Source organism: Burkholderia sp. AU19243, from assembly GCF_018148075.1.
GTDB classification, from domain to species: domain Bacteria; phylum Pseudomonadota; class Gammaproteobacteria; order Burkholderiales; family Burkholderiaceae; genus Burkholderia; species Burkholderia latens_A.
In genome coordinates this window covers 656,818-672,774 of the sequence record NZ_JAGSTV010000001.1, presented here as the reverse complement: position 1 = coordinate 672,774, position 15,957 = coordinate 656,818, and the positions used below count along the sequence as shown (strand labels likewise).

14 protein-coding genes are annotated in these 15,957 nt (G+C 68.5%); 5 read left to right on the top strand and 9 right to left on the bottom strand.

The features are described 5' to 3' along the window. Nucleotides 1–68: 68 nt before the first annotated feature. The 4 genes from KDW55_RS03280 to KDW55_RS03265 form a co-directional block, all read right to left on the bottom strand. A complete protein-coding gene (locus tag KDW55_RS03280) occupies nt 69–983 on the bottom strand; it encodes a sugar phosphate isomerase/epimerase (RefSeq protein ID WP_059547564.1) in 915 nt (304 codons plus the stop codon). 37 nt (nt 984–1,020) lie between these two features. Further along, nucleotides 1,021–2,046: an ABC transporter permease gene (locus KDW55_RS03275; RefSeq protein WP_040143986.1), complete on the bottom strand. Its 1,026-nt coding sequence runs from the start codon at nt 2,044–2,046 to the stop codon at nt 1,021–1,023. Nucleotides 2,047–2,073: 27 nt separating this feature from the next. After that, nucleotides 2,074–3,648, bottom strand: a complete 1,575-nt coding sequence (locus KDW55_RS03270) for a sugar ABC transporter ATP-binding protein (protein ID WP_059547520.1) — start codon at nt 3,646–3,648, stop codon at nt 2,074–2,076. A 68-nt stretch (nt 3,649–3,716) separates the two neighbouring features. Further along, a complete protein-coding gene (locus tag KDW55_RS03265) occupies nt 3,717–4,643 on the bottom strand; it encodes a sugar ABC transporter substrate-binding protein (RefSeq protein WP_040143984.1) in 927 nt (308 codons plus the stop codon). Between the two features lie 306 nt (nt 4,644–4,949). Here KDW55_RS03265 and iolC point away from each other — a divergent pair, with 306 nt between their 5' ends. From iolC to KDW55_RS03240, 5 genes are all read left to right on the top strand, one after another. Beyond that, on the top strand, nt 4,950–6,908 hold the full coding sequence (gene iolC, locus KDW55_RS03260) for a 5-dehydro-2-deoxygluconokinase (RefSeq protein ID WP_212161543.1): 1,959 nt from the start codon (nt 4,950–4,952) through the stop codon (nt 6,906–6,908). 65 nt (nt 6,909–6,973) lie between these two features. After that, nucleotides 6,974–8,857 carry a 3D-(3,5/4)-trihydroxycyclohexane-1,2-dione acylhydrolase (decyclizing) gene (gene iolD / locus KDW55_RS03255; RefSeq protein ID WP_212161542.1) on the top strand — a complete coding sequence of 628 codons (1,884 nt, stop codon included), beginning with the start codon at nt 6,974–6,976 and terminating at the stop codon, nt 8,855–8,857. A gap of 59 nt (nt 8,858–8,916) precedes the next feature. Further along, entirely contained in the window at nt 8,917–9,849 is a 933-nt protein-coding gene (gene iolE / locus KDW55_RS03250; RefSeq protein WP_040143982.1) for a myo-inosose-2 dehydratase, read from the top strand. Nucleotides 9,850–9,884: 35 nt separating this feature from the next. Further along, on the top strand, nt 9,885–10,703 hold the full coding sequence (gene iolB / locus KDW55_RS03245) for a 5-deoxy-glucuronate isomerase (RefSeq protein WP_212197859.1): 819 nt from the start codon (nt 9,885–9,887) through the stop codon (nt 10,701–10,703). A gap of 104 nt (nt 10,704–10,807) precedes the next feature. Beyond that, on the top strand, nt 10,808–11,302 hold the full coding sequence (locus KDW55_RS03240; RefSeq protein ID WP_040143980.1) for a heme-degrading domain-containing protein: 495 nt from the start codon (nt 10,808–10,810) through the stop codon (nt 11,300–11,302). Nucleotides 11,303–11,376: 74 nt separating this feature from the next. Here KDW55_RS03240 and KDW55_RS03235 read toward each other — a convergent pair whose 3' ends face one another. From KDW55_RS03235 to KDW55_RS03215, 5 genes are all read right to left on the bottom strand, one after another. Beyond that, nucleotides 11,377–12,123 (bottom strand): glucose 1-dehydrogenase, encoded by a 747-nt coding sequence (locus KDW55_RS03235; protein ID WP_040143979.1) that lies wholly within the window; start codon nt 12,121–12,123, stop codon nt 11,377–11,379. Nucleotides 12,124–12,339: 216 nt separating this feature from the next. After that, the gene (locus tag KDW55_RS03230) at nt 12,340–13,044 is read right to left on the bottom strand and encodes an ABC transporter ATP-binding protein (protein WP_040143978.1); all 705 of its coding nucleotides are present in this window, start codon (nt 13,042–13,044) and stop codon (nt 12,340–12,342) included. After that, complete coding sequence (locus KDW55_RS03225) at nt 13,041–13,790, bottom strand: ABC transporter ATP-binding protein (protein ID WP_040143977.1); 750 nt, start codon at nt 13,788–13,790, stop codon at nt 13,041–13,043. Before KDW55_RS03225 ends, KDW55_RS03230 begins: the two co-directional genes overlap by 4 nt. Then, nucleotides 13,787–15,013: a branched-chain amino acid ABC transporter permease gene (locus KDW55_RS03220; RefSeq protein ID WP_059547508.1), complete on the bottom strand. Its 1,227-nt coding sequence runs from the start codon at nt 15,011–15,013 to the stop codon at nt 13,787–13,789. Before KDW55_RS03220 ends, KDW55_RS03225 begins: the two co-directional genes overlap by 4 nt. Next, nucleotides 15,006–15,944 carry a branched-chain amino acid ABC transporter permease gene (locus KDW55_RS03215; RefSeq protein WP_212197858.1) on the bottom strand — a complete coding sequence of 313 codons (939 nt, stop codon included), beginning with the start codon at nt 15,942–15,944 and terminating at the stop codon, nt 15,006–15,008. The genes KDW55_RS03220 and KDW55_RS03215 overlap by 8 nt, the downstream gene beginning before the upstream one ends. Between the last annotated feature and the right edge of the window lie 13 nt (nt 15,945–15,957).

Below are 15,957 nucleotides of genomic sequence, written 5' to 3'. Positions count from 1 at the left end.
ATCTCCAGTCGTTCGTTCATCAGCAGCGCGGCCCCGTGCCGTGCCGCTCGGCATTAGTCAACAAACAGTCAGCGTGCGGCCGCCCGCTCGAAATGGCGCGCGACGTAGCGCTCGATCGTGTCGCGCATGTAGCGCGACGACGCTTCCGCGCGGTCCTCCCACGCGAACACGCACGACGACATCACGCCGTCGAAGCCGGCGCTGCCGAGCGCACCGAAAAACACGTCCCAGTCGATCTCGCCCTGCCCGATGTCGAGATGCTGGTGCACGCGAATCTGGTTCGAGCCCGGCGGGTTCACGATGTAGCGCAGCTGGCTGCTCTTGCGGTGATCGAAGGTGTCGGCCACGCGCACGTGCGCGAGAACCGGCGCGGCAGCCGCGATCATCGCGGCCATGTCGTCGCCGTAATAGAACGTGTGCGGTGCGATGTACGACAGCTTCAGCGACGGCGAGCCGATGTTCGTGACGATGTCGATCGCCGGCTGCAGCTGTTCGATCCAGTCCTCCGGATGCGGCTCGACCGACAGCACGATGCGTTCGCGTTCGAGGATCGGCAGCAGTTCGTCCATCGAGCGGAACCACGCGGCTTCGCACAGCTCCTTCGGATTCGCGCCGGGCCGCTCGCCGACCGAGCGCTCCGGCGACGCACCGCGTCCGAATTCGGACACCATCAACGGGCATTCCATTTCGAGCGCGACCTCGATCGCCTTCTTCCAGCAGCGCACTGCCCATTGCCGCTCGTCGTCGAACGGGCTGGCCCAGCGGTACATCGGCTGCAGCGACGCAAGTCCCACGCCGCTCGCGCGCATCGCTTGGCGGAACGCGGTCATGCGCTCGCGCGTCGCGCGCGGCATGACCCACCAGTCGAGAAAGTCGCTGCGCGGCGACAGCTCGATCTGGTCGTAACCGAGCTCCGCGACCGCGTGCGGCAGGCGGTCGAGCGGCAGATGACGAATCATGTAGGGATCCAGAGCGATCTTCATCTTCTTCCCGTAAGGTTGCAGGGGCTGCCGCGACAAGTCAGCGGCGCGATTTCTTGTTGCGATACTGATCGGCGATCACGGCCGCGACGATGATCGCGCCCTTCACCATTTCCTGGTAATACGCATCGATCCGGATGAACGTGAAGCCCGACGTCATCACGCCGAGAATCAGCACGCCGATCACGGTGCCGGTCACGCGGCCAAGGCCGCCCGACAGCGACGTGCCGCCGATCACGACCGCCGCGATCGCATCGAGCTCGTACATGACGCCCATGCCCGACTGCCCGGAGATCGCACGCGCGGCCGTCACGGTGCCGGCGATACCGCTCAACAGGCCCGCAATCGCATAGACGAACACCAGATGGCGCGTCACGTTGATGCCCGACACGACGGCCGCGTGACGGTTCGCGCCAATCGCATACGTGTACTTGCCGAAGCGCGTGTAGCGCAGCACGACGTGGAAGATCGCGGCGACCACGACGAAGATGATCACCGGGTTCGCCCCCGCGCCGATCGCGGCGAACTGGTCGGTCAGCATCGACACCGGCATCCCGTTGGTGAACCACTTCGCGAAGCCGCGCGCGGCGACCATCGTGCCGAGCGTCGCGATGAACGGCGGAATGCCGGTCAGCGCGATCAGCGAACCGTTCAACAAGCCGACCAGCAGCCCGACGCACACGCCGGCCAGCACCGGCCAGATCACCGGCAGGTCGGTCAGGTGAGGAAACACGGCGCGCGGAAAGTCGGACACTTGCGCGAGGCTGGCCGACACGACGGCCGCCGCTGCCACGACCGACCCGGATGACAGGTCGATGCCGCTCGTGATGATCACGAGGTTCACTCCGACCGCGATGATGCCGATCACGGCCATCTGCAGCACGATGATCTCGAGCCGCTCCGCGTTGAACAGGAAGCTCTGCCCGACGACAAGCCAGCCGATCACTTCGAAGAACAGGCTGATGCCGACCAGCACGAGGAAGATGCTCAGTTCGGGCGGCCACTTCGCGTGCCGCGTCTTGATCGTCATGGACTGCGCGTCCGCGACCGGATTCAGGTTGCCCATTTCAATTGTCTCCATGCTTGTTGCGGCTCAGCGCGAGGCCAGGTCCATGATGCGCACCTGGTCGGCGTCCTTGCGTTCGACGATGCCGGTCATCCGGCCTTCATGCATCACCATCACGCGATCGCTCATGCCGAGCACCTCCGGCATCTCCGACGAGATCATCAGCACCGCGACGCCCTTGCCGGCTAGCGCGCTGACGAGCCGGTGGATCTCGGCCTTCGCGCCGACGTCGATGCCGCGGGTCGGCTCGTCGAGGATCAGGATGCGCGGTTGCGTGAGCAGCCATCGGCCGATCAGCACCTTCTGCTGGTTGCCGCCCGACAGGTTCTGGATTTCCTCGTGCAGGCCGGGCGTCTTCACGCGCAGCATCCGGCTCATTTCCTCGCAGTCGCGCTTCAACTGCGCGTGCCGCACGAAATTGAACTTCACGTAGCGGTTGCTGAGCACCGCCGCTTCCATGTTCGCGAGCAGGTCGAGATTCAGGAAGCAGCCGGTGTCCTTGCGGTCCTCGGTGAGGAACGCCATGCCGTGCTTCATCGCCTGCGCGGGCGTCGAAATACGCACCGGCTTGCCGTCGATCAGGATCTCGCCCGACGTGGCCGGCACGACGCCGAACAGCGCCTCCGCGACGTTCGAGCGCCCCGAACCGACGAGACCCGCGACGCCGAGGATCTCGCCCGCGCGCAGCTCGAAGCTGACGTCGCGGAACACGCCGTCGACGCCCAGGTTCTTCACGGCGAGCACGACGTCGCCGATCGGCACGTCCTCCTTCGGGAACATCTGCGTGATTTCGCGGCCGACCATCATCCGGATGATGTCGTCGCGCGTGACGTCGGCCGACGCGTGCGTGCCGATGTACTTGCCGTCGCGGAACACCGAGAACTCGTCGGCGATCTCGAACAGCTCGTTCATCTTGTGGGTGATGTAGACGATGCCCTTGCCCTGCTCGCGCAGCTGTCGAATGATCCGGAACAGGTGCGTGACCTCTTTCTCGGTCAGCGCGGAAGTCGGCTCGTCCATGATCAGCACGTCGGAATCGAACGACACGGCCTTCGCGATCTCGACCATCTGCCGGCTCGCGACCGTCAGCGTCCGCACGTCGGCTTCCGGATCGATGTCGATCGACAGCCGCTCGAACAGCGCGGCGGTGCGGCGGCGCAGCGCAGCGTGGTCGATCAGGCCGAAGCGGTTCTTCGGTTCGCGGCGGATCCAGATGTTCTCCGCGACCGTCATGTACGGCATCAGGTTGAGTTCCTGGTGGATCATCGCGATCCCGCGATCGAGCGCGTCGAGCGGGCCGTGCAGCACGACCGGCTCGCCGTTGATCAGGATTTCGCCCTGGTCCGGCGTGTACACGCCGGCGATGATCTTCATCAGCGTCGACTTGCCGGCGCCGTTCTCGCCCATCAGCGCATGGACGGTGCCGCGGCGCACGCGGAACTGCACGCCGTCGAGCGCGACGACGCCGGGAAACGATTTGCCGACGCCGCGCACTTCGAGCAGGCAATCGGCGGAGGCCGCGCCGGACGAACCGGGCGCAGCGGACGAAGCGGCCGGCGCGCTTTCACTGGCCATCGGGCGCGCCATCCTGGCTGTAAACATGGACGTTCCTCGAAAGTCTCACGCGAGCCCGGCGGCGCCGGGCCCGCGCAGTTCAGCGGAAAAACCGGTCAGTGCTTCGCGTACTGGTTCATGTTCTCCGGCGTGACGAGTTCGAACGGCACGTTCACGTAGCGGTCGACCGGCTGCTTCTTCGCAAGCTTCAGCGCGGTCGCGACGGCCTGCGCGCCCTGCCCGGTCGCGTTCTGATAGACGGACACCTTCAGGTCGCCGCTCTTCATCGCCGCGAGCCCGTCCGGCGTCGCGTCGATGCCCGCGACGACCGTTTTCGGCGTCAGCTTGCGCGCGGCCTTCAGCGCGTTGATCGCGCCGATCGCCATCTCGTCGTTGTTCGAGATGATTGCGTCGAACTTCGTGCCGGAGCTCAGCCAGTTCATCGTGATGTCCTGACCTTGCGTGCGGCTCCACTTGCCTTCGCGCTTGTCGACGATCTTCATGCCGGCGCAGTCTTTCGTCGCGATCACGTCCTCGATGTCCTTCGTGCGCGTGCGCGCCGACTCGTTCGACAGCTCGCCCATCAGCACGAGGACGTCGCCCTTGCCGCCGAGCAGCTTGCACACCTGGCGCGTCTGCAGCGTGCCCGACTGCTTCTCGTCGGACGCGACCACGGCGACGCCGGCCGGCAGCTTGTCGAAGTCGACCGGCTTGCGGTTCACGTAGACGAGCGGAATCTTCGCGGCGGTCACCATCTTCGTGATCTTCGGCGTCGCGTCGGTATCGACCGGATTCACGATGATCGCGTCGACCTTCTGCGCAATCATGTTCTGGACCTGGCTCAACTGCTTGCCGACGTCGTTGCCGCCGTCCTCGATCTGCACGGTCGCGCCGTCCTTCTTCGCGGAATCGGCGATGCTGTTGCGCAGGATCGTCAGGAACGTGTCGTCGAACGATGCCATCGTCACGCCGATCTTCTCGGCATGCGCGAGCGGCATGGCGAGGATCGCGGCGGCCGCGGCGGCCATCAGCTTGGTCTTCATGATCACTTTGTCTCCTCATCTCCGGGGGCGGAAAACGGCGCGTTGCGCGCCGCCGGCGCCGAGTCCGATACGGACTGAAGCATCCGGATGAAACTGTAGATCACTTCCTCACGAATTTGGAAATTTATTTCTACGTGATTTCACCTAGGGAACTGAATTTCCAAAACGCCTAGACTGCGTTCCGTAGCCCGATTCGTTGCGGCACGCGTTTTTGCGTCGTGCCGCGCGGGTGACGGAGCATCCTCACCCGATCGGCCCCCAATCTGCCGGCAGCGCCGAGCGCCGGCCGCGAGCGTGATACGTGATATGAGCCCGTTGAACTTTCCGACTGACCGCCCCATCGATCTCGCCTGCCTCGGCCGCGTCGCCGTGGACCTCTACGCGCAGCAGTACGGCAGCCGCCTGGAGGACGCGCGCAGTTTCCAGATGTATCTCGGCGGCTCGTCGGGCAACGTCGCCTTCGGCGTCGCCCGGCTCGGGCTGAAAACCGCGATGATCTCGCGCGTCGGCGACGAGCAGATGGGCCGCTTCGTGCGCGAGACGCTCGAGCGCGAAGGCTGCGACACGAGCCAGTTGCAGACCGACCCGGAACGCCAGACCGCGCTCGTGCTGCTCGGGCTGAAGGACCGCGACACGTTCCCGCTGCTGTTCGTGCGCGAGAACTGCGCGGACATGGCCCTGCGCGCCGACGAAATCAGCGAGGACTTCATCGCCGGCTGCCGCGCGCTCGCGATCACCGGCACGCATCTATCGACGCCGGCCACGCGCGAAGCGTCGCTGACCGCGCTCGGCTACGCACGCCGGCACGGCGTCGTGAGGATTCTCGACATCGACTACCGGCCGGTGCTGTGGGGCTTGACCGCGCGCGGCGCGGGCGAGAATCGCTACGTGCCGGATGCGCACGTCACGCGCCAATTGCAACAGGTGCTCGGCGAGTTCGATCTGCTGGTGGGCACCGAGGAGGAATTCCTGATCGCGGGCGGCGTGCCGCACGACCTGATCGCGTCGCTGCAGGCGGTGCGCCGCGCGAGCGACGCGGTGCTGGTGGTCAAGCGCGGCGCGCTCGGCTGCTGCGTGATCGAACGCGATATCCCCGCGCGCATCGAAGATGCGCAGACCTTCCACGGCGAACGCGTCGAGGTGCTGAACGTGCTCGGCGCGGGCGACGCGTTCCTGTCCGGGCTGTTGTCCGGGCTGCTGCGCGGCAGCGACTGGGCGGACGCGACGCGCATTGCGAACGCGTGCGGCGCGATCGTCGTGTCGCGCCACGCATGTTCGGCCGCGATGCCGACGCCGGCCGAGCTCGCGCACTGGTTCGGCGGCCGCCGCAATCCGCAGGTCGACGCCGACCGCACGCTCGCGCATCTGCATCGCGTGACGGTGCCGCGCCGTGAATGGGACGATCTGTGCGTGATGGCGTTCGATCATCGCAGCCAGTTCTACGAACTCGCGGTGCAGGCCGGCGCGGACGAGGGACGGATCAGGACGCTCAAGCGCCTGCTCGTGCGCGCGGCCGAGCAGGTCGAGCGCGATCGCCATATCCAAGGCCACGTCGGCGTGCTGATCGACGGCGGCGCGTACGGCCGCGACGCGCTCGCGTCGGCCACCGGCCGCGGCTGGTGGGTCGGCCGCCCGGTCGAGCTGCCCGGCTCGCGCCCGCTGTGCTTCGACGACACGCGCTCGGTCGGCTCGTCGCTCACCCACTGGCCGACCGAGCAGGTCGTGAAGTGCCTCGTGCACTACCACCCGGACGACGACGTCGACCTGCGCGTCGCGCAGGAGCAGCGTGTGCTGGAGCTGTGGGAAGCGACGCGCGCAAGCGGCAACGAGCTTCTGCTCGAAATCATTCCGCCGCGCGCGGTCACGCCGGCCGGCACCGAGGACGACGCGGTGCTGCGCACGGTCGCGCGCTTCTACAACCTCGGCGTGATGCCGGAATGGTGGAAGCTTCCGCCAATGAGCGCCGACGGCTGGGCGCGGCTCGAGACGCTCGTCGCCGAGCGCGATCCGCACTGCCGCGGCGCGGTGATCCTGGGACTGAACCAGCCGCTGCAGTATCTGGTCGACAGCTTCCGCTCGGCGACGAATCCGATCGTCAAGGGCTTCATGGTCGGGCGCACGCTGTGGGCCGACGCGTCGCTGAAGTGGCTGGCCGGCCGGATCGACGATCAGGCGCTGATCGATGAAGTCGCCGGTAATTTCGCGCAGCTGGTCGACGCGTGGCTCGGCCGCCGCGCGGCCGCGCACGCCGCCGCCGCGGCTTGATGCAGATGCCGATGTCCGATATCCGTGTTCGTGACGACCACCCGACTCTTTCCGATCGACAGACGATGACCACCACCGTGAGATTGACCATCAGCCAGGCGCTCGTGCGCTACCTGGCCGCCCTGCGCGCCGAAGTCGTCCAGCCGGACGGCCGCACCGAAATCCTGCCGTACTGCGGCGGCGTGTTCGCGATCTTCGGCCACGGCAACGTAGCCGGCCTCGGCGAAGCGCTGCACGCGGAGAAGGACCGGCTGCCGACGTTGCGCGCACATAACGAGCAAGGGATGGCGAACGCGGCCGTCGCGTTCGCGAAAGCGCATTTCCGCCAGCGGATGATGGCGGCGACGTCGAGCATCGGCCCCGGTGCGACCAACATGCTGACTTCCGCCGCGCTCGCACACGTCGCCCGGCTGCCGCTATTGTTGCTGCCCGGCGACGTGTTCGTGTCGCGGCTGCCCGATCCGGTGCTGCAGCAGGTCGAGGATTTCGAACAGGGCGACGTCAGCGCGAACGACTGCTTCCGGCCGGTCACGCGCTACTTCGACCGGATCACGACGCCCGAACAGTTGCTCGTCGCGCTGCCGCGCGCGATCCAGGTGATGACCGATCCGGCGCAATGCGGGCCCGTGTGTCTCGCACTGCCGCAGGACGTGCAGACGTTCGCATACGACTGGCCCGCGGATTTCTTCTCGCCGCCCGTCATCCGGATGCGCCGGCCGCCGGCCGACGCGCTCGAGCTCGCCGATGCGCTCGACGTGCTGAAAGCCGCGAAAAAGCCGCTGATCGTGGCCGGCGGCGGCGTGCTGTACAGCCAGGCATGGGATGCGCTGCGCACGTTCGCCGACACGCACGGCGTGCCGGTCGCCGAATCGCAGGCCGGCAAGGGCAGCCTCGCGTGGGACCACCCGCTGAATCTCGGCTCGATCGGCGTGACGGGTTCGCCCGCCGCGAACCGCGCGGCCGCGCAGGCCGACCTGGTATTCGCGGTCGGCACGCGGCTGCAGGATTTCACGACCGGCTCGCATGCGCTGTTCGGCAACGCGACGCTGCTGAGCCTGAACGTGCAACCGTTCGATGCGGGCAAGAAGCGCGGCCGGCAACTGATCGCCGATGCGCGCACAGGCCTCGGCCAGTTGTCCGCCGCGCTCGCGGGCTGGCAGGCCGATGCAGGATGGACGGCGGCGAATCGCGACCACGCCGTCGCGTGGCACGCACGCGTGACCGAGCTGACCACGCGCGTGCCGAACGACACGCTGCCGTACGACGCGGAAGTCATCGGCGCGGTGCGCGACTCCGCGGCCGACGCCGGGCGCGACAGCGCGCGCGACGATCTCGTCGTATGCGCTGCCGGCACGCTGCCGGCCGAGCTGCACAAGCTGTGGCGCAGCGGCGTGCCGGGCAACTATCACATGGACTACGCATATTCGTGCATGGGCTACGAGGTTGCGGGCGGCCTCGGCGCGAAGCTCGCGCGGCCCGAGCGCGAAGTGATCGTGATCGTCGGCGACGGCTCGTACATGATGCTCAACGCGGAGCTCGCGACGTCCGTGATGCTCGGCCGCAAGATCATCGTCGTGATCCTCGACAACCGCGGCTACGGCTGCATCGAGCGGCTGCAGCTGAACTGCGGCGGCGCGAGCTTCAACAACATGCTCGACGACTGCGTGCCCGAAGGCGGCGAACGCTCGACGATCGATTTCGCGATGCATGCGCGCTCGATGGGCGCCGAAGCCGTGCACGTGCGCGACGTCGCCGAACTGCGCCGCGAGATGAAGCGCGCGCGTGCGGCGAAGACAAGCCAGGTGCTCGTGATCGACACGACGCACGAGCGCACGACGGAGGACGGCGGCGCGTGGTGGGAAGTCGCGGTGCCGCAGGTGTCCGAACGTGCGGACGTCGAACGCGCGCATCGCGCGTATCTCGACGAGAAGGCCCGGCAGCGGCGTTGACTGGCCTGCGCTGTCGATACCGCACCGGTAAAACAACATTCGAACCAAGGACGCACGTGATGAGCTGGAACGTTCGCATCGGTATCAACCCCCTGTCGTGGATGAACGACGATCTGCCGTCGCTCGGCGGCGAGACGCCGCTCGAGACGGCGCTGAAGGAAGGCGCCGAGATCGGCTATGCGGGCTTCGAGCTCGGCAACAAGTTTCCGAAGACGGGGCCCGAGCTGAAGGCGAAGCTCGCCGAGTTCGGGCTCGTGTGCGTGTCCGGCTGGTATTCGGGATTCCTGGCGGAAGTGGCGCCGGGCATGAGCGACGCGGATGCGCTCGCCGCCGAGATCGAGCGCTGCCGTGCGCACATGACGAAGCTGCAGTACAACGACGTGAAGGTGGTCGTATACGGCGAATGCGCGGGTACGATCCAGGGCAGCATCGACACGCCGGTCGCGAAGCGGCCGCGCTTCGTCGACGACACGTCGTGGCACCGCTATGCGGCGCGCCTCGACGCGTTCGGTGCGCACCTGCTCGACACATACGGGATCAAGCTCGCCTACCATCACCACATGGGCGCATACGTCGAATCGCCGGCCGATGTCGACCGGCTGATGGCGCTGACGGATCCCGCTAAGGTGTTCCTGCTGTTCGATACCGGCCATGCGTATTTCGGCGGCGCAGCCGATCCGGTCGCACTGTTGAAGAAGCATGTCGCGCGCGTCGTGCACGTGCATTGCAAGGACGTGCGGCCGCAGGTCGTCACGCAGGCGCGCAACGGCGGCTGGAGCTTTCTGAACGGCGTGATCAACGGCACGTTTACGGTGCCGGGCGACGGCGCGCTCGATTACGAAGCGACGCTGCGAACGCTGAAGGATGCCGGCTACGAAGGCTGGCTCGTCGTCGAGGCCGAGCAGGATCCGGCCGTCGCACCGAGCTATCAGTATGCGAAAAAGGGCTACGACGCGCTGCGCGCGATCGTAGACCGGTTGAGCGCCGAGTAGTCGAGCGCCGTCATCTCATCGAGGAGCCTCATTCCATGACGATTTCTCCCCTGCTGGTCAAGGCGTCGCCGGAGCGCGAAATCTGCAACGTCACGCCGGAGTCGGCCGGCTGGAAGCACGTCGGCTTTCGCGCGCTGCGCCTGAAAGCCGGCGATACCGAAACGGTCGATACGGGCGCGCGCGAGCTGTGCGTGGTCGTACTGACGGGCACGGTGCGCGCCGAAGTCGACGGCGAAACCTACGACGCGCTCGGCAAGCGCGACAGCGTATTCGAGGAAGTGTCGCCGGACGCGCTGTACGTGCCGGGCGGCAAGACGGTCACGCTGGTCGCGACGCGCGACGCAGAAGTCGCACTGTGCACCGCGCCGTACGAGAGCGGCGACAAGCGCGTGCAGCGCCTCGACGGCGAACGGATGCGCCGTGCGGTGCGCGGGCAAGGCACCAACACGCGCTACGTGTGCGACATCCTGATGGGCGACAACCCGGCCGCTGACCGGTTGCTGGTCGTCGAAGTGATCACGCCCGCGAGCCATTCGAGCAGCTATCCGCCGCACAAGCACGATCGCGACGCGGCGCCCGACGAGACGTCGCTCGAGGAAACCTATTACCACCGGATCGATCCGCCGCAGGGCTTCGCGTTCCAGCGCGTGTACACCGACGATCGCAGCCTCGACGAAGCGTGCGCGGTCGAGAACCACGACGTCGTGATGGTGCCGCGCGGCTATCACCCGGTGGTCGCACCGCACGGCTACAACCTGTACTACCTGAACGTGATGGCCGGGCCGAGCCGCGCATGGGCGTTCAAGAACGATCCCGCGCACGAATGGATGCTCGACGCGACGCCGAAGCGCTGACGTACGGAATCGTCCGAGCACTGAATGGAAGACGGGCCCGCGCGGCCCGTGACGATGCGACGCCCGGCACGCGCGTGCGGTGCCGGCCACGCTACGGAGCCGCCATGGTGACGTCACTCTTTCGCGCCGAACCCGACGCCTTCGACGACGATGCGTCGAACCTGCTGCTGCCGCACTTCAATGCGGCCGTCGCCCGTCGAATCGGAGAAATCGCCGTCAATATCGCGTCACGACGCGGGCTGCCGATTGCGGTCGGCATCGTCGGCGACGAGACGCCGCTGTTCTATTGCGCGCTCGACGGCAGCGGAGCGCACGACAGCGACGCGATCCGCCGCCGGCAGAATACGGTGCTGCGTTTCGGCCGAAGTTCGCTCGCGGTCGGCGCGGGCTTTCGCCGTGCCGGCTGGTCGCTGCGGTCGCAGGGTTTGTCGGAAGACGACTACGCGCTCGACGGCGGCGGCGTGCCGTTGCGCGTCGCCGGCGCCGGCATCGTCGGCGCGACGGCCATCGCCGGGCTCGGCTCCGAAGCCAACCACGCGCTCGTCATCGAATGCTTGCGGTGGCACGTCGGCGCAACTGCGCTGGCGATGAGTGCATAACAGCGCGCGGTGCGCGCCGCCGGATGACGGCGCGAACGGCGCACGCGCACCGTTCGCGCGGCAACGCCATCCGGTCAGTTCAACCCGCCGCTCACCACGACGTGTTCGCCGGTCATCCAGCGCGCATCGTCCGATGCAAGGAAGACGGCAACCGACGCGATGTCGTTCGGCTCGCCGAGGCGGCCAAGCGGCGTCTGGCCGAGCACCTGCGCTTCGAGGTCCGAACCGATAATGCCCGCGGTGTGCGTGCCTTCGGTCACGACCATCCCCGGGTTGATCGCGTTCACGCGGATCTTGCGCGGGCCGAGTTCGAGCGCGAGCACGCCGGTGATCGCGTCGACCGCGCCCTTGGTGCCGCTGTACACCGCGCTCGCCGGCGGCGTGATGCTCGTCACGACCGAGCTGATGTTGATGATGCTCGCGCCTTCGCCGAGATGCTTGGCGGCCGCCTGCGTCGTCAGCAGCAGACCGAACACGTTCGTGTCGAACTGACGGCGATAATGCTCTTCGGTGATCGCTTCGAGCGGCGCGAACTCGTACACGCCGGAGTTGTTGACCAGTACGTCGAGACGGCCATAGGTGTCGATCGCGGTGTCGACGATGCGCTGCGCGTCCGCGGCCTTCGACACGTCGCCGCCGACGGCGACCGCGCGGCCGCCCGCTTCGACGATCGCACCGACGACCGCGTCGGCGCCTGCCTTGCTGCTCGCGTAGTTGACGACGACCGACGCGCCTTCGGCGGCCAGCGCCTTTGCAATGGCTGCGCCGATGCCCTTGGATGCGCCCGTGACGATCGCGACCTTGCCTGCCAGCTTGCTCATGATTTCATTCCTCAGTCGGAACACTTCGATGGATGGGTACCGGTCGCGCGTGGTGCGCTGCACCGGCCTTGCTGGCAATCTTCGCGGTTTGCGCCGCGGCGATAAAGCGGCTCGACACGAATTGACTGGCGGAGTTTGACGAACAATCGGCGACATGCGCGTAGGCGACGTGCGCGTAGGCGACATGCGCGTCGGCGACCCGGCATCCGCGCACGCTCAGCCGGCGCTCAGCCATGCACCGACGACGTCGCCGCCGAGCCCGTCGAGCGAACCGTCGTAGACGATGCGTCCCCGCCCCATTACCGCGACGCGCTGCGCGAGCCGCGGCGCGAGTTGCAATCGTTGCTCGATCAGCAGGATCGCGACGCCGTCGGCCTGCAGCGCCGCAAGGCACGCGCCGACCTCATCAGCCGCAAGCGGCGCGAGCCCCTCGACCGGTTCGTCGACGATCAGCACGCGCGGACCGCCGGCGAGCGCGCGCACGAGCGCGAGCACCTGCTGTTCGCCGCCCGACAGGCGGCCGGCCTTCACGTCGGCACGGGCGGCCAGCAGCGGAAACCGCGCGAGCAGCCGGTCGAGCGCCACGCGTCCGGCAGCGCCGTTCATGCCGCGCAGCCCGAGCCGCAGGTTGTCGCGCACGGTGAGCAGTGGAAACACGTCGCGGCTTTCGGCAACGTAAGCGACGCCGCGCCGCGCGATCTCGAACGTGCGCGCGCCTGCGCATTCCATCCCGGCGATGCGCACCGAGCCCGCCGTGCGCACGAGCCCCATCACGGCTTTAGCGAGCGTCGAGCGGCCCGAGCCGTTGCGGCCGAGCAGCGCGAGCGTCTCGCCGGGCGCGAGCGCGAGGTCGACGCCGTCGAGCACCGGCTGCATCCCGTACCACGCGCGCAGCCCGCGAATGTCGAGCAGCGCGCTCATGCGTGCCGGCCCAGATATGCGGCGCGCACCGCGGGGTCCGTGCGGATCGCGTCGGGCGCGCCGGTCGCGACGACCGCGCCGCGCACGAGCACCGTGATGCGCTCGGCGAAGCCGAACACCGTCTCCATGTCGTGCTCGATCATCACTACCGTGCGGCCCTGCGTCGTCGCGCGGATCAGCGCGATCATCCGCGCCGCCTGGTCGCGGTTCATGCCGGCCGTCGGTTCGTCGAGCAACAGCGTGCGGGCGCCGCTCGCGAGCGCAATGCCGAGATCGAGCGCGCGCTGTTCCGCATAGCCCAGTTCGCCGGCGAGCACATCGCGACGCGCGCCGAGGCCGATGTCGTGCAGCACGCGCCCGGCCGCGCGATCGACCGATACCGACTCGCGCAGCCGGTTCCACCAGCGGCGCCGCTCGGCCGGCGCGTGCAGCGCCGCGCAGCGCAGGTTGTCGAACACGCTCAGCCGCGCGAACGCGCTCGTCTGCTGGAAACTGCGGCCGATGCCGAGCCGGCTCGCGGCGACCGGCCCCCGCCCGCGCAGCTCGACGCCATGCAGCACGACGCGCCCGCGCGTCGGCCGCGTCGCGCCGGCGATCACGTTGAACAGCGTCGACTTGCCCGCGCCGTTCGGCCCGATCAGTGCATGCCGCTCACCAGCCGACACGCTCAGATCGATTCCGTCGAGCACCGTTTGTGCGCCGAAGCGCTGGACGATTCCGTGCAGCGCGATCGCGTTGCCGTTCATCGCGCATCCCCCTGCCCGCCATGTGCGTGATTCGTCAATCGTGCGCGCCACCCCCACAGCAGCGTGCCGATGCCGGCCGCCGAGCACGCGACGACCCAGCCGGCCGGTGCATCGGCATCGATACCCCACACGCCGAACGCGAGTCCCGCGCCGTCGTCCTGCGCGAAGCGCCACGCATAGCCGAGTTCGGCCGCGCAAACGATCGCGACCGCCCAGAACACGCCCGCGCCGACGCCACACAGTGCGCGCCAGCGCTCGGCGGCAGTCGCGCCGCGGCGCAACGCATGCACGAGCGTATGCGCGACGCCCGCGATGCCGCGCGGCGCGGCGATGACGACCGCGACGAACAGCACGCCGAGATACAACGCCCACGCACGCGACACGCCCGCGACGACGACGCTCAGCGCGGTCAGCACGACGGCGCCGGCCGCCGGACCGAAGAACGCGCCGGTGCCGCCGATTACCGCGGCGATCAGCACGGTCGCCGAGCGCGCCATCGATACGCTGTCTGGCGTCGCGACCTCGACGTCGATCAGCGTGAGCGTGCCCGCAACGCCTGCGAAGAACGACGCGCACGTGACCATCGCGAGCCGCACGCGGCGCGGCTCGGTGCCGAGCGCCGCGACGCGCGCCGGGTTGTCGCGCACCGCGTTCGCGAGCCGTGCGAGCGGCGTGCGCGTGAGCGCGTGCATCGCCAGCGCCGACACGATGCACCACGCGGCGATCACCGCGTAGGCCTGCGCTTGCGCGCCGAAATTCCAGCCGCCCACCGGCGTGCCGCTCGCGCGGTCGATCGGCACGCCGCCGACCCCGCCGAACCACGCGGGCACGCTCCATGCGGCGGCCGCGACGCATTCGCCGAGGCCGAGCGTGATCATCGCGAACACGGTGCCCGCGCGCCGCGTGGCCAGCAACCCGGCGACGAACCCGAAGCCCGCGCCGGCCATGCCGCCGACGAGCGGCAACAGCGGCAGCGGACCGCCCACATGATTGAACCAGTGCGCGGCGGCGAACGCGCCGAGACCCGCGAACGCGGCATGGCCGAACGACAGCAGCCCGGTCGTGCCGAGCTGCAGGTTGTACGACAGCGCGAGCACGACGAGCGCCGCCGTCTGCGCGAGATAGCCGAGCACCGCGCCATGCGGCCACAGCCACGCAGGCAGCGCGACGCACGCGGCGAACAGCCCCCAGCGCAGCGCGCCGGCCCACTTGCGGCTAGCCATCGACACGCTCGCCGGACAACCCGCGCGGGCGTGCAACCAGCACCGCGACGAGCAGCAGGTACGGCACCAGCGGCGCCAGCTGCGCGATCGACACGGCGGCTACGCTGTCGGGCAGCGCGACACCGGCCCATTGCGCGACGTCGCGCAGCGACGCGTCGCCGGATGCGGCGAAGGTCTGCGCGAAACCGACTGCGAGCGACGCGACGAACGCGCCGCCGAGCGAGCCGAGCCCGCCGATCACGACGACCGCGAACACGACCGAGCCGACGGTCTCGGCCAGTGCCGGTTCGATCACCGCAAGCGGCGCGCCGATTACGCCGGCGAGCGCCGCGAGCGCGGTACCCGCACCGAACAGGCCCGTCATCATGCGCGGCACGTCGTAGCCGAGCGCCTCGACGGCCGCGCGGTGCGTAAGCGCGGCGCGCACGACGAGCCCTATCCGCGACGCACGCAGCAATGCGCCGAGCGCGACCAGCATCGCCGCGGACATCGCCATCATGAACAGCCGATAGCGCGGCAGCGCGACGTCGAACACGGTCACGGGTGCGCCGTCGAGCAGAGGCGGAACCGGGGCCGGCAGCGGCGCGAGGCCCCACACGAGTTTCGCGCCCTCGCCGATCAGGTATGCGAGGCCGAAGGTCAGCAGCAGTTCGCTCGTGTGGCCGCCGCGCGCCTGCACGCGGCGCAGCAGCCAGCGCTCGCAGCCGGCGCCGATCAGCCCCACCGCGAGCGGCGCGAGCACGAGCGCGGCCCAGAAGCCGGCGCGGGCTGCGACGCTGTAGCCGATGTAGGCGCCGAGCATGTAGAAGCTCGCGTGCGCGAAGTTGAGCACGCCCTGCACGCTGAAGATCAGCGTGAGGCCGGCCGACAGCATGAACAGCAGCAATCCGTAGCTGAGGCCGTTGAACGCCTGGAGCGCGAACACGTGCACCGCCGCGCGGCCG